At 55.6% G+C, this 12,315-nt stretch carries 13 protein-coding genes; 6 read left to right on the top strand and 7 right to left on the bottom strand.

What is annotated here, in order from left to right:
• The first annotated feature begins 174 nt into the window (after positions 1–174).
• The gene (locus ABJI30_RS05185; RefSeq protein WP_348016119.1) at positions 175–879 is read left to right on the top strand and encodes a cell wall hydrolase; all 705 of its coding nucleotides are present in this window, start codon (positions 175–177) and stop codon (positions 877–879) included.
• Between the two features lie 77 nt (positions 880–956).
• Positions 957–1,487, top strand: a complete 531-nt coding sequence (locus tag ABJI30_RS05180) for an MmcB family DNA repair protein (RefSeq protein ID WP_348016118.1) — start codon at positions 957–959, stop codon at positions 1,485–1,487.
• 18 nt (positions 1,488–1,505) lie between these two features.
• Here the strand turns inward: ABJI30_RS05180 and ABJI30_RS05175 are convergent, their stop codons facing one another.
• Positions 1,506–2,159, bottom strand: coding sequence for an ankyrin repeat domain-containing protein (locus ABJI30_RS05175; protein ID WP_348016117.1), 654 nt, complete (start codon positions 2,157–2,159; stop codon positions 1,506–1,508).
• Positions 2,160–2,278: 119 nt separating this feature from the next.
• Here ABJI30_RS05175 and ABJI30_RS05170 point away from each other — a divergent pair, with 119 nt between their 5' ends.
• Genes ABJI30_RS05170 through ABJI30_RS05160 form a run of 3 tightly spaced genes read left to right on the top strand, consistent with a single transcriptional unit; the run spans position 2,279 to position 4,063 of the window.
• Positions 2,279–2,914 (top strand): SCO family protein, encoded by a 636-nt coding sequence (locus tag ABJI30_RS05170; RefSeq protein ID WP_348016116.1) that lies wholly within the window; start codon positions 2,279–2,281, stop codon positions 2,912–2,914.
• Entirely contained in the window at positions 2,902–3,348 is a 447-nt protein-coding gene (locus ABJI30_RS05165; RefSeq protein ID WP_348016115.1) for a YcgN family cysteine cluster protein, read from the top strand. The genes ABJI30_RS05170 and ABJI30_RS05165 overlap by 13 nt, the downstream gene beginning before the upstream one ends.
• Positions 3,335–4,063, top strand: coding sequence for a SprT family zinc-dependent metalloprotease (locus ABJI30_RS05160; RefSeq protein ID WP_348016114.1), 729 nt, complete (start codon positions 3,335–3,337; stop codon positions 4,061–4,063). The genes ABJI30_RS05165 and ABJI30_RS05160 overlap by 14 nt, the downstream gene beginning before the upstream one ends.
• 15 nt (positions 4,064–4,078) lie before the next feature.
• Here ABJI30_RS05160 and ABJI30_RS05155 read toward each other — a convergent pair whose 3' ends face one another.
• Both ABJI30_RS05155 and msrB read right to left on the bottom strand, forming a co-directional pair.
• The gene (locus ABJI30_RS05155) at positions 4,079–6,178 is read right to left on the bottom strand and encodes a PBP1A family penicillin-binding protein (protein WP_348016113.1); all 2,100 of its coding nucleotides are present in this window, start codon (positions 6,176–6,178) and stop codon (positions 4,079–4,081) included.
• Between the two features lie 103 nt (positions 6,179–6,281).
• A complete protein-coding gene (gene msrB, locus ABJI30_RS05150; RefSeq protein ID WP_348016112.1) occupies positions 6,282–6,680 on the bottom strand; it encodes a peptide-methionine (R)-S-oxide reductase MsrB in 399 nt (132 codons plus the stop codon).
• A gap of 131 nt (positions 6,681–6,811) precedes the next feature.
• Between msrB and ABJI30_RS05145 the strand changes: the two genes are divergently transcribed.
• Positions 6,812–7,351, top strand: a complete 540-nt coding sequence (locus ABJI30_RS05145) for a DUF4402 domain-containing protein (protein WP_348025399.1) — start codon at positions 6,812–6,814, stop codon at positions 7,349–7,351.
• 15 nt (positions 7,352–7,366) lie between these two features.
• Here the strand turns inward: ABJI30_RS05145 and holA are convergent, their stop codons facing one another.
• The 4 genes from holA to ABJI30_RS05125 are packed head-to-tail and all read right to left on the bottom strand — an operon-like array spanning position 7,367 to position 11,991.
• Positions 7,367–8,395: a DNA polymerase III subunit delta gene (gene holA, locus ABJI30_RS05140; protein ID WP_348016110.1), complete on the bottom strand. Its 1,029-nt coding sequence runs from the start codon at positions 8,393–8,395 to the stop codon at positions 7,367–7,369.
• 44 nt (positions 8,396–8,439) lie between these two features.
• Positions 8,440–8,949, bottom strand: a complete 510-nt coding sequence (gene lptE / locus ABJI30_RS05135) for an LPS assembly lipoprotein LptE (protein WP_348016109.1) — start codon at positions 8,947–8,949, stop codon at positions 8,440–8,442.
• Positions 8,946–11,492 (bottom strand): leucine--tRNA ligase, encoded by a 2,547-nt coding sequence (gene leuS / locus ABJI30_RS05130; protein ID WP_348016108.1) that lies wholly within the window; start codon positions 11,490–11,492, stop codon positions 8,946–8,948. Before leuS ends, lptE begins: the two co-directional genes overlap by 4 nt.
• 46 nt (positions 11,493–11,538) lie before the next feature.
• Entirely contained in the window at positions 11,539–11,991 is a 453-nt protein-coding gene (locus ABJI30_RS05125; protein ID WP_348016107.1) for a DUF3576 domain-containing protein, read from the bottom strand.
• Positions 11,992–12,315: the final 324 nt, after the last annotated feature.

Genomic DNA, 12,315 nt, shown 5'->3' with positions numbered 1-12,315 from the left:
GCAATATAAATCGCGGACAACTTTGAAGCGAAGGTTGTCTCCGGGGACGCTGAACATCAGCAGGAGATAAACACGCAGACGGGGGGAACAGGGACAAGCTGTTGGTTGGTTTTAAGCTTGTCTATTCCGGTTTTTGCGATCGGTGCTGGACTCACTGCATTAAATAACAGGTTTATGAGCAAGATTTTTAAAACTGCGAGCGTTGCATCGCTTGCACTGACTACTGTCGCAGCACTGACCGTGACAGACGTATCGCTGGCTCTCGAAGCTACGAACGATACACCGGAATCCGAAATCGTAATTGATCCGGCTCTGATCCAGAATTCAGATGAATCCGGCATACAGACGCCGGTTGTGTTCGGTGAACCCAAAGAAGTGATCGCGAACATCCCGGATGAGGTGATTGAAGCTGATCGGCTTGCGAATGAACAGCGCGCGACCTCCGGCAATTTTAACAACGCAGAAGCGGGATCGTTGAAAGCACTGGTGAACCAGCAATCGGTGGGCGATAATCTGTCTGCGGAAATGCAATGTCTTGCAGGTACGGTCTATTTCGAATCCAAGGGTGAAAGACTGTCCGGTCAGCTTGCTGTCGCTCGTGTCGTAATGGCGCGTGCAGCTTCGCCGCGTTTCCCCAACAGTATTTGCGGCGTTGTCTACCAGCGCAAACAGTTTTCGTTTATCCGCAACGGCCGTATGCCCCGGATCAACAAGAGCCACCGTCATTGGCGCAATGCTGTTGCCATTTCAAAAATTGCAATGAACGACGCCTGGAAAAGCCCTGTCGAAGGCGCTCTGTTTTTCCATGCTCGCTACGTATCGCCCGGCTGGCGGCTCAAGCGGATGGCGACGATCGACAATCATATCTTCTATCAATAAATTTGGTGGTATTCTGATAATTTAGAGGCTCCCTTCCGGGGGCCTTTATTTTGTTCTTTTTATGTTCTACTCATCTGATGATGACTGGCAATGATGATGATTCGATTCTGCACCCGGAAACTGACGCGCTTTTGACGGACGGTCGTGAACCGCTGGTCGGAGCCAAGGCGGTTGCTCGCGGGGTTGCCCGCCTGTTTCTGCGGCATGATATTCTGGTGCTGTCCGAAGTAAGTTTGCGGAACAGACGCCGGGCAGACTTGATGGGTATCGACGCCAAGGGACAGATTGTGATTGTCGAAATCAAGGTCGCCCGGGGCGATTTGCTGGGAGACAGCAAATGGACGGAATATCTTGACTATTGTGATCGCTTCTACTGGGCCGTACCCATGGATTTCGACCGCTCTCCGCTTGAACGAGAAGGTTTTTTGCCAGAACTTTCAGGCGTGATCGTGGCCGATGCCTATGATGCCGAGATTGTCAGACAAGCCGCGACCGACAGCCTCGCTGCGGCCAGACGCAAGACTGAAACGCTCCGTATTGCGCGTCGGGCAATGGGACGGCTTGCGACCGCCAATGCCTGGATCGATCCCTCCGAAGCATCATTCTAAATATAAAGTGGCGTAGTCTCAGCCTTCCGGGCCGAAAAACCGTTCATTTTTTTCCGGCTTTTTCCTGGTGTCGGCTTTCTCAATTTCACTCAGGATGGAAGCGGCTCTGCGATCTCTGGTTGCATAATCCCTTGCGGATAATCCGGCCAGTGTATCGGTGCGATCGGGATCGGCTCCGCCCACCAGCAAGACGCGAACAAGTTCGGCATCCCGCAACTGTACAGCCCGGATCAATGCAGTCTCACCTTGATTATTGGTCTGGTTCACATCTGCCTTTTTTGTCAGCAGAACGCGGACGCCGTCAATGAATCGCAACTGGGTCGCCAGCATTAGCGGGGTTAATCCTTTCTTGTCCCGGACATTTGGATTGGCCCCTTTCTGCAGCAGGAAGCCGACCCAGGTCGCATCACGCCGCGCAACGACAATGTGCAAGGCCGTCTCTCCTGATGATACGTCGCGAGTGTTCACAATCACCGATCCGGGTTTGTTCAAAAATTTCGTTGCCTCGGCACCATCTCGGTCTTTAACCGCTTTCAGAAAGTTATAACTCTCTGAAAACTGGGCATTGGCTGCAGTCGGCAACGTCAGCGCCGAAATTGTGAAAAAGATCGCCAGCAATTTGCCAGCATTGCGATATGTGTTCCGGCCGAGCCTCCGCGTTGATAGTTTCATTTTGCCCCAAAACATAGTGATTGCCCTGTTTCTTTTAAGTCGAGCAGCCGTTGATATAGGCTGGTTCAAACTCCAGTTACCTGTTGAAATTCCTGTCATAGCAGACCATGTCTGGCTTCATGATGAACAATTTCAATTTTTCGCTCAAATCAGCCTTTTCTGCTGCCATTTCTGTCCTTCTAGTCTCGTCGCTTGCGGCCTGCAACCCGGCATCGACAGGTGCTAGCAGTGACCGGCAGGCAGAAGCCCCGCTGGCAGGCGCAGAAATCGGCGGCAGCTTCTCGCTCGTCAATCAAGATGGGGGCACGACCTCGGACAGCGATTTTGCCGGGCAATACCGGATCATGTATTTTGGCTATAGCTATTGTCCCGATGTGTGTCCGATAGACTTGCAAAAACTGATGCAGGGACTGGCGCTGGCGGAAAAAGAGGATTCGGAAATCGCCAAGAGAGTACAGCCGCTTTTCATCACCATAGACCCCGAACGGGATCAGCCCGAACAACTGAAACAATATGTTTCGGCATTTCATCCCCGATTGATCGGATTGACCGGATCTCCCGAGCAGATTGCGGATATTGCGGGCAAATATCTGATTCTCTATGGCAAACGGGATGATGCGGACACAACCGAGTATCTCGTTGATCACAGCAGACAGGCCTATCTTTTCGGGAAAAATGGCGAGCCGATTGCACTTCTTCCTTATGATGGAACACCTCGTGAAATTGCAGATGAAATCAAGCGATGGGCGACGTAGACTCCGAAGCCAAATTCTGGGAACAGCCGCTTGAATCGCTGGACCGTGCGCAATGGGAAGCCCTGTGCGACGGATGCGGCAAATGCTGCCTGATCAAGGCGGAAGACGAAGATGATGGTCAGATTTACATGACCAATATTGCGTGCAGATTGCTCGATATCGAGCAGGCGAGATGCAGCGATTATCGGCGGCGACGCTTTTTCGTGCCGGACTGTGTCAGGCTGACCCGGACAAAGCTGGACCAGTTTGACTGGCTTCCGGAATCCTGCGCTTATAAATTACGCGCACGCAATTTGCCGCTCCCGGACTGGCACTATCTGGAGTCTGGCAGCCGGGATACCATTCATGCCACAGGAAATTCAGTGCGCGGAAAAGTAGTGACGGAGGTGGAAGCTGGACCGATTGAGCAGCATATTATCCATGAGCCGCTCTAAGGCTCGGGAGTCCGAAATCGACGATCTGGAAATCGCGGTGGGAGGTGACTTTTACCCGCTCCGTGTCCGCAGATCGCCGCGCGCGCGATCAATCATTGTATCTGCCGATACCGTGAAAGGCGAAGTGCGTCTGACAATGCCGCGCTACGCCAGCCAGGCACAGGCGCTTCGCTTTGCCCAGTCAAAATCCGAATGGCTGGCGACCTGTTTCGCTGAAGCCCAGCCCCCTGTCCCGATTGTCGATGGTGCCGAAATCGCATTTGCCGGCGAGACGCATGTCATATGCTGGTCGCCCGACCATGCCCGCATGCCCAAAAGAAACGACGGCGAAATCCTGGTTGGCGGACCGGAAAACCGGATTGCCTATCGTATAACCAACTGGATGAAAGATCGCGCCCGGCAAGCCTATGCAGATGATCTGGCTTTCTATTGTGACCGGGCTGCCGTTGATCTGCCCAAATTGTCTGTCGGAGATGCCCGTCGTCGCTGGGGCAGCTGTTCGGGGAAAAAGGCGATACGACTAAACTGGCGATTGATCATGGCTCCGCCAATGGTGCGACGGTCGGTCGTGGCGCATGAAGTTGCCCATTTGCGGCACATGAACCACAGTCCGGCATTTTACGGTTTGCTCGACGAGATTTTCGAGGGGGACCGCAAAGAGGCCGACCGCTGGCTCAAATCGCATGGCAGCGATCTTCATCTCATCGGCGCCTAATCCTGTTTGCTGCGCCTATTCTTCGGCTTCTGGCCGGACCGCTGGCGGTGGGTCGCTGCTTTCAGGTGCCGGCTGTTCTGGCCCTTCGTTTGCCGGTTGTTCATCGCGGCCGAGTACGGAATCTATCCAGTCCTGATCCAGTTGCGGCGGTGCATCCGGCGGCCCGTCAGCAGCCTGACCGCCTTCCATGTCATAATCAATGCCGCGGCCGGTTTCGATTGGCATCCCGTTTTCGTCGACGTAAATGCCGTCTTCGGGCGCACCATATAATTCTTCTGCATCCGGTTCGAGCTGCCAATCAGGCAGAACAAGTTCGGTATCAAATTTTTCCACTTTGCGTTTTGCGACCGCAACTTTCATGAACGCGGCAAAAGCAGCGGCCGGCGCGCGTCCGCCCTGCAGACCGCCCACCCGTTTGGCATCGTCACGTCCCATCCAGACACCGGTCGTCAGGCCGCTTGAGAAGCCGAGAAACCAGCCATCCTTGTTGCTGCTCGTGGTCCCGGTCTTTCCGGCCACCGGTCTCCCGATCTGCGCCGCCCGTCCGGTACCGGCATTGACTGCCGTTTGCATGAGGTCGGTAATGCCAGCGGACACCCAAGGGTCGACAAGCACCCGGCTGCCATCAAATTTGCTCTGGTAAAGGACTTCGCCGTCGATCGTTTCCACTTTGGTAATCCCAAATGGCGTGATCGCAATGCCTTTCGCACCGATCGAGGCAAAGGCTCGCGTCATGTCGAGCAGTCGGACATCCGATGTGCCCAGAACCATTGACGGATTGACGTCAATGGGAGTCTGAATGCCGAACCGCCGGGCCATATTGGCCACTGACGATGTCCCGATATCATTGCCAATGGCGGCAGCCACCGTATTCTTTGAATAGGCAAAAGCGGTGCGCAGGCTGATATCACCGGCATAGCGATCGCCGCTGTTGCGCGGGGCCCAGTCGCCAATCTGAATCGGTTGGTCGGTGACAATGTCATTCGGTGTATAACCGGCCTCAAGCGCCGCCATGTAAACGAACACCTTCCAGGCTGAGCCCGGCTGACGCATCGCCTGAGTGGCACGGTTATAATTGGAGGTGACATAGTCCGTGCCGCCGACCATCGCACGCACTGCTCCGTCGCGATCAATTGCAACCAGTGCACCCTGGGCACCCGCCGGCGCGCCAGACTGGATTGCCGTTGTCGCTGCACGCTGCATACCGAGATCGAGCGTGGTCCATACTTCGATAGGCTCGACGGTTTCATCGATCAGCAAATCCAGTTGGGGCAAGGCCCAGTCTGTAAAATAGCGCACACTATTCTGTCGTGGTTCGGGAGCCATTGCGACATCCGCCGGCTTGGTGCTGGCAGCCTGTGATGCTGTAATCGCTCCGGCGTCCTGCATCACTTCCAGAACAACCGTAGCACGGCCAATTGCGGCTTTGGCATCGGCCGTGGGAGAATAGCGAGATGGGGCTTTGACCAGACCGGCAATAATTGCGGCTTCACCCAGGCTGAGATCTTTCGCGCTATGGGCAAAAAATCGCCTTGAAGCCGCATCAATGCCGTAGGCACCGCCGCCATAATAGACCTTGTTCAGATAGAGTTCGAGAATTTGCTCCTTGCTGAACTTGCGTTCCAGCGCCAGTGCCAGCAAAATTTCGCGGCCTTTCCGGGCAAAGGTCCGGCTGTTGTTGAGGAAGATATTCCGGGCCAGCTGCTGCGTGATGGTTGAACCGCCCTGCACCCATCTCCCGCGCTGTGTCCGGACATAAACAGAGCGCGCAATGCCGATCGGATCTACACCAGGATGACTTTCATAACGGCGATCCTCGACCGCAATCATGGCGTCCTTCATCACCTGGGGAATGTCGTTATATTCCAGCCATTGACCATAGCTGGGGCCCATTGAGAACAACTCCTTGCCACTGACGTCCAGCACCCGGATCATCTGGCCATTCGGCGAAGATTTCAGGTCTTCATAGCCAGGCAGGGATGATCGCGCGACATAAACGGCGATAACCAGCGCAACAACGGCCATGAGCGAGACAAAAGCTCCCGCCTTGATCAGCCGGAAAAACCATTTCCTGATTGGCCCCGCCGTCTTTTTCGATTTTTTGCCCCGCGCCATAATATCCCACTCAACTCTACGCCCTATATTGGCGTTTTAAGCGTGTTACGGCCTTACTGCAGGCTGAACGGTAAGGAAATGGATAAGTGTTCCTGGTTAAAATTCAGTCTTGCTCAGGATCAAATTCCAGAGCTGCGCTGTTCATGCAATATCGTAGCCCGCCCGGACCCGGACCATCCGGAAAAACATGACCCAAATGCCCGTCACAAGTAGTGCAGCGGACCTCGATCCGGCGCATTCCGTGGCTTACATCCTCAAACTCGCTAACGGCCTCTGCCTCAGTCGGCGCGGTAAAGCTTGGCCAGCCGCAGCCACTGTCGAATTTGGCCGCTGAATCGAACAATTTTGTCCCACAACCGGCACAAACAAACTCACCATCCCGCTTTTCGGCATTTAACTCGCCCGTAAACGCCCTTTCCGTCCCGGCCTGTCGCAGCACATGATATTGCTCCGGCGTTAATTTCTGCCGCCATTCTTCGTCGCTCAACACTATTTTTTCCATCTTCCCAAATTGGGGGCAGTTCGGACCTGCGTCAAGGGGGATGAGGAGCGCCTGGAGTGCCGCTTGCAGCCTGCAGGCAACAGAATATTAACCAAATTTTCAGCCCTTTGCGGCACAATCCGGCTGTGGTGGTGAATTTCGAAAAATACAGGCCTGTTCTGTGGTCTCTTGCCTTGCTGGTGATGATGCAGCCGGTTTCTGCTTCGGCGCAGTGCCGTTTGTGTACGGCTGCTCCTGGTGGACCCACGGCCAGCCAGTCTGCGGAAAAGCCGGAAAAACCCCTGCAAATACAGATTACCACGAATCTTGATTTTTCGCGCCTTGCCTTGCTGAACCGTAGCGGCGGAGAAATTCATCTTGATCCGCAGTCGCGGGAAAGACGGGTCAGTGGCAGTTTGCGCGATCTGGGCGGCCTGTCGCTTCATGGCGAAGGGCGGCTGACCGGCGAACCGGGACGACTGGTCAAGGTGCAGATGCCGGAACGCATTACCTTGAGTGCCCCAAACGGTTCAACGGCAGAGCTGGTCCGACTCGACACCAATCTTCCGGCACAGCCGCGGCTGGACCGCGACGGGCGACTCAGTTTTGTGTTTGGCGGGCGTCTGCGTGTGAATGGCAACGTGAGCGGCCAGTTTCGCGGCCGGATAGCGATTACCGCAGAATATGAATGAGTCAGGACAACCGTTCTAGCGCAGTCGTGCGGCCTTTCGGGTAATTGTCAGCAGTTCTTCCTGAACCAGGACATGGTCCGGCTGGCCACTGCTCTTCAACGCAATTTCAAGGGCCAGAATTCTTTCCATCAGGCGCGCAATATGAGCCGAGGACCAGATGTTTAACTGGCGCGCAAAATTGTCCCGGTCTTTCCAGAAGACGCTGGGGTGATTAACGAGCTTGGCCACACCGGTGCCTTGATCGGCCTTGGCCCGCAGGTCGGCCAGTTTGACGAGATGACGCAGCATCAATCGAATCAAGCCGACTTCGCTAAAGCCAGCCGGCGAAACTGCGGCCAGTTCACCCGACAGTTTTTTGGTATCTCCGCTGAGCGCAGCGTTGATCAACAGGCCCAGATCCTCTTCATCATTTTCCGCCCCGAGAACGGACAGAATTTCAGATTCTGCCGGCTTGGGCGATTCCGGAGAGGCATCCAGATAAAGCGCAATTTTCTCGACTTCGAGTTTGGCGAGAACCAGATCATTGCTAGTGAGAGCTGCGATATCGGCGGCAGTATCCCTGGACATTTGTACGCCTTCAGATCGCGCCATAGCGCCAATAGCGGCAACCGCATCGCCTTGCGATGTTTCATAGCAGGTTGCGATCAACGCATCAGGTGCGGCAGTGATTGATTTGGCCAGAGCGGTCTTGTCCGCCATCCCGGCTGCGACAATGAATACGGGGTCTCCACCTGCGTACCCCGCGAGCAGGTTTTCAATCGCTGCGGCCGCCCGCACGGCTTCGCCGCTATGCAGTCGCACCATGATGAAGCGTTTGTCTCCGAACAGAGAAGCCGAATTGGCTTCATCACTCAGGCGGGCCGGACTTTCAGTTAAATCCGCAATGGAAAGATCCACGCGTTCTGCGGATTGGGCGAGCGGGGCCGCCAGTTCGTCGGCCAGCGCCTGGCATCGGGTTGCGTTGGGGCCGCACAAAACTGCCAGACGGAAGGCATCCGGCCGGGCGTGAAATTTGCGGACAATTTCTGTATCTTTGACCTTCAAGGCTCAGCCCGCCCTGACAAACGGTTCTGGCCCCCGCGCATCGGCTATTGTCCGTCCTGATCAAGTGCGAAAAGCGATAGTCGCTTGACGATCTGGTCGGCTACCCGCGCAGTCAAATTTTCCAGCGCTGTATCTTCCGCTGCCACGGTTGCAAATTCTGATGACACAACGTCGATACCGGCATCAGAACCCGCTGTTGCATCCAGAACCACTTTGCTGTCCGAAAGGCGAACCAGTTGATAGCGTGCGCGCAATGTTCGGCGCTCCCGGGTGATCCGGTCATTGCTGCGAACACCAAAGCCGGCAATTTTGTCGTCCAGCTCGATCGTCAGACGATAGAGAGGCTGCTGTCCTTCAAAGGTGCCGAGCTGGTCGTTAAGTGCGTTGCGCATAAGCCAGCCAGCCTTGCCCGCAATGGGTTCAATCTGGACATCGCCAAGCTGTTTGGCGACGACGCTGTTGGTGCCGCCGGAATAGAGCGGTTGCAGTCCGCAGGACGTCAGCATCAGCCCTGCACTGATGACGAGAAGAATACGGGCGGGCAATCCGGTCATATGACGATGTTCACCAAACGGTCTGGCACGACGATAACCTTTCTGATCTCCGCTCCGTCAATTGTACGCTGGACTTTCTCCGACGCAAGCGCAAGTTGCTCAAGCGTATCCTTGTCGCTGCCTTTTGCGGCGACCAGCGTATCGCGCAGCTTGCCGCGCACCTGCACGGCTATCGTGACTTCGTCCTCGACCAGCAGGCTTTCGTCAACATCCGGCCAGGGTGCATTGGCGACAAGATCGTCATGCCCGAACAGCGCCCAGGCTTCCTCTGCGAGATGCGGTACCATGGGCGCGGCAATTCGGGCCACGGTCTGTATCGTCATGTTGCGGTCTTGCGATTCCGGCGATTTTTCGATCAGGTTGACCAGTTCAAATATCTTCGCGACAGCCTTGTTGAAGGAAAGCGCCTCGATATCTTCGGCAACTCCGGATATGGTCTGATGCAATTTGCGTTGCAGAGCCTTGTCTTCGGCATCCGGAGCCCCTGCTCCGTCTGCGGCGGCAACAAACAGGCGCCACAGTCGCTGGACAAATCGCCAGCTGCCTTCGATCCCGGCTTCGGACCAGGGCAGGTCGCGCTCGGGCGGGCTGTCCGACAGCATGAAGAAGCGTACGGCATCCGCACCATATTGATCGACAATTTCATCCGGATCGACGACGTTCTTTTTCGTCTTGGACATTTTGATGACACGGCCGACGTCCACTGGTTTACCATCTGCGGTCAGTGTGGCACCATTGCCGTCGCGATCCACTTCCGTCGGGTTGAAGAAGATATCACCTTTTCCTTCCCCGCGCGATCGGGAGTAGGTCTCATGTGTCACCATACCCTGTGTGAACAGGCTGGCAAAGGGCTCTGCGACGTCGACCTTGCCGAGCGATTTCAGTGCACGGGTCCAGAAACGGGCATAGAGCAGATGCAGGATCGCATGCTCAATGCCACCAATATATTGCGCGACCGGCATCCATTTTGCGAGGGTCTCGCGGTCAAAAGGCTGATCGTCCGGCTGGCTGGCAAAACGCAGGAAATACCAGCTGGAATTGATAAACGTGTCCAGCGTATCCGTTTCTCGTACGGCCCTTGCACCGCATTTCGGACAGTCGACATGTTTCCAGCTTTCATGTCGCTCCAGCGGATTACCGGGCTTGTCGAAGCTAACATCTTCGGGCAACTCGACCGGCAGCTGATCCTTTGGCACGGGAACAACACCGCAATCATCGCAATGGATGATCGGGATCGGCGTGCCCCAGTAACGCTGGCGTGACACGCCCCAGTCGCGCAGGCGATAGACGGTGGAACCCTGGCCCCAGCCCTCGCCTTCGGCGCGATCAATGACAGCCTGTTTGGCTGGTTCAACTTCCATGCCATCAAGGAACTGCGAATTGATGATCTGGCCCGGGCCGGTATAGGCTTCGTCGTGGACGGGTGCGTTTTCTTCGCCCTTCTCGGCGACGACACGAGTGACCGGCAGCGCATATTTCCGCGCGAAATCCAGATCACGCTGGTCGTGAGCGGGGACGCCGAACACGGCTCCTGTCCCGTAATCCATCAGCACGAAATTCGCGACGAAGACAGGCAATTGCCAGCTTGGGTCGAGCGGATGTGTCACCGTCAGTCCGGTATCATATCCCTTTTTCTCCTGCGTTTCGATATCTGCAGCCGCAGTCCCGGTTTTCCGGCAATCGTCGGCAAAAGCCGCGAGATCAGTGTTGTCCTCAGCCAGAGAAAGCGCGAGCGGATGGTCCGCCGCAATTGCGCAGAAGCTCGCACCGAAAATTGTATCAGGCCTGGTCGAGAAGACTTCGATATCCTTGAATTCGCCGGCAGTCTGATCGAGCTGGAAACGAAATGTCAGACCCTGGGATTTGCCGATCCAGTTTTCCTGCATCATCCGGACCTTATCGGGCCAGCCATCGAGCTCGCCCAGACCTTCAATCAGTTCATCTGCAAAATCCGTGATCTTCAGAAACCATTGGGATAGCTTGCGTTTCTCGACATCCGCACCGCTGCGCCAGCCCTTGCCGTCGATCACTTGTTCATTGGCGAGGACGGTCATGTCGACCGGGTCCCAGTTCACCGCGCTTTCCTTGCGATAAACCAGTCCGCCGTCAAACATATCGAGAAACAGCGCCTGTTCGTGGCCATAATATTCCGGATCGCAGGTTGCGAATTCCCGGGTCCAGTCGAGCGCGAAACCCAGTCGCTTGAGCTGCGCTTTCATCGAATCGATATTGGCATGGGTCCATCCGGACGGATGCACGCCTTGTTCCATCGCTGCATTTTCCGCGGGCATGCCAAAAGCATCCCAACCCATGGGGTGCAGCACTTCGTGCCCGGTCATCCGACGAAAGCGCGCGAGGACATCACCCATGGTGTAGTTGCGGACATGGCCAATATGGATGCGACCGGACGGATAGGGAAACATTTCGAGCACATAGCTGCGCGGTTTCGGGCTGTTGTCATCGGCTTCAAACACGCCGGATTCGGCCCAGCGGGCCTGCCAGCATTTATCCGCCGACAAAGGGTTGAAACGCTGATCGGTCATGGTGGTCCTGCTCTGGAATTCGACCGGCTCAGGCGAGCGGGCCGGTTTAGTTGGTCAATGCTCCACGGCGCAAATCACGTGCTTTGGTCAAGATGATCTGCTCGAGCTTTTGCGTTGTTGCGGCCTTGACCGGGGCATCCACCCAGGTCGTTCCGCTGCGAACCTGACGGGAAGCGGCGACACGCAAGGCATCGGCGCGCAGGTCCTGATCGAGGATCGAAATATTGAGCTTCATCCGTTCGGCCGGATTTTCCGGGTTCACGTACCAGTCCGTGAGGATCACACCGCCATTGCTGTCCGTCTGGGTCAGCGGCATGAACGACAGGCTGTCGAGCGTGGCGCGCCACAAATAACTGTTCACGCCAATGGTTGTTATCTGCGATGCAGCCAGATCGGCCTCGGGACGGTTATTGCTTGCACAGGCTGAAAGAAGCGCAACGGCTGCCAACCCGGACAATGCGGGACGCAGGTAGCTTGCAGAAGGTAAAAGGCGGGACATGGAAACGCTCCTCAATGGTCTTGAACCTGTTCGGCCACCCTGCTTGTTTGCACAAGGCAGTGACCAGATAAACTGAACTTAGCGCTCTCTATAATTGCTTTGTGACAAGGGGCAAGCAGAAGCGCACATTTCGCTCTTGTGAAACCAGCCGTGAACGACAGTTGAATAGACGAGTCGTCTATTCTGGAACGCGACTCAATCAGTCTCTGTTCAGATTCGCCTGTTATAAGCGCCATTGAAGATCGAATATGAGTAAAAGCGTAACCCATGTGCAACATATTGTGGCGAGTTGCGGAAAAGCGAACAAAATCAATCTGCTGACTC

The organism is Parasphingorhabdus sp., from assembly GCF_039968395.1.
Classification (GTDB): Bacteria; Pseudomonadota; Alphaproteobacteria; order Sphingomonadales; family Sphingomonadaceae; genus Parasphingorhabdus.
The sequence above is the reverse complement of the archived record's forward strand: the minus strand, read 5'-3'. Positions and strand labels throughout refer to the sequence as shown.

Coding starts and splice junctions, on each gene's coding strand:
- ABJI30_RS05125 (WP_348016107.1), bottom strand. CDS start 11,991: ATGTCCCGCCTTTTACCTTCTGCAAGCTACCTGCGTCCCGCATTGTCC.
- msrB (WP_348016112.1), bottom strand. CDS start 6,680: ATGGAAAAAATAGTGTTGAGCGACGAAGAATGGCGGCAGAAATTAACG.
- lptE (WP_348016109.1), bottom strand. CDS start 8,949: ATGACCGGATTGCCCGCCCGTATTCTTCTCGTCATCAGTGCAGGGCTG.
- ABJI30_RS05165 (WP_348016115.1), top strand. CDS start 2,902: ATGGGCGACGTAGACTCCGAAGCCAAATTCTGGGAACAGCCGCTTGAA.
- ABJI30_RS05160 (WP_348016114.1), top strand. CDS start 3,335: ATGAGCCGCTCTAAGGCTCGGGAGTCCGAAATCGACGATCTGGAAATC.
- ABJI30_RS05155 (WP_348016113.1), bottom strand. CDS start 6,178: ATGGCGCGGGGCAAAAAATCGAAAAAGACGGCGGGGCCAATCAGGAAA.
- ABJI30_RS05185 (WP_348016119.1), top strand. CDS start 175: ATGAGCAAGATTTTTAAAACTGCGAGCGTTGCATCGCTTGCACTGACT.
- ABJI30_RS05180 (WP_348016118.1), top strand. CDS start 957: ATGATGACTGGCAATGATGATGATTCGATTCTGCACCCGGAAACTGAC.
- ABJI30_RS05170 (WP_348016116.1), top strand. CDS start 2,279: ATGATGAACAATTTCAATTTTTCGCTCAAATCAGCCTTTTCTGCTGCC.
- leuS (WP_348016108.1), bottom strand. CDS start 11,492: ATGACCGATCAGCGTTTCAACCCTTTGTCGGCGGATAAATGCTGGCAG.
- ABJI30_RS05175 (WP_348016117.1), bottom strand. CDS start 2,159: ATGAAACTATCAACGCGGAGGCTCGGCCGGAACACATATCGCAATGCT.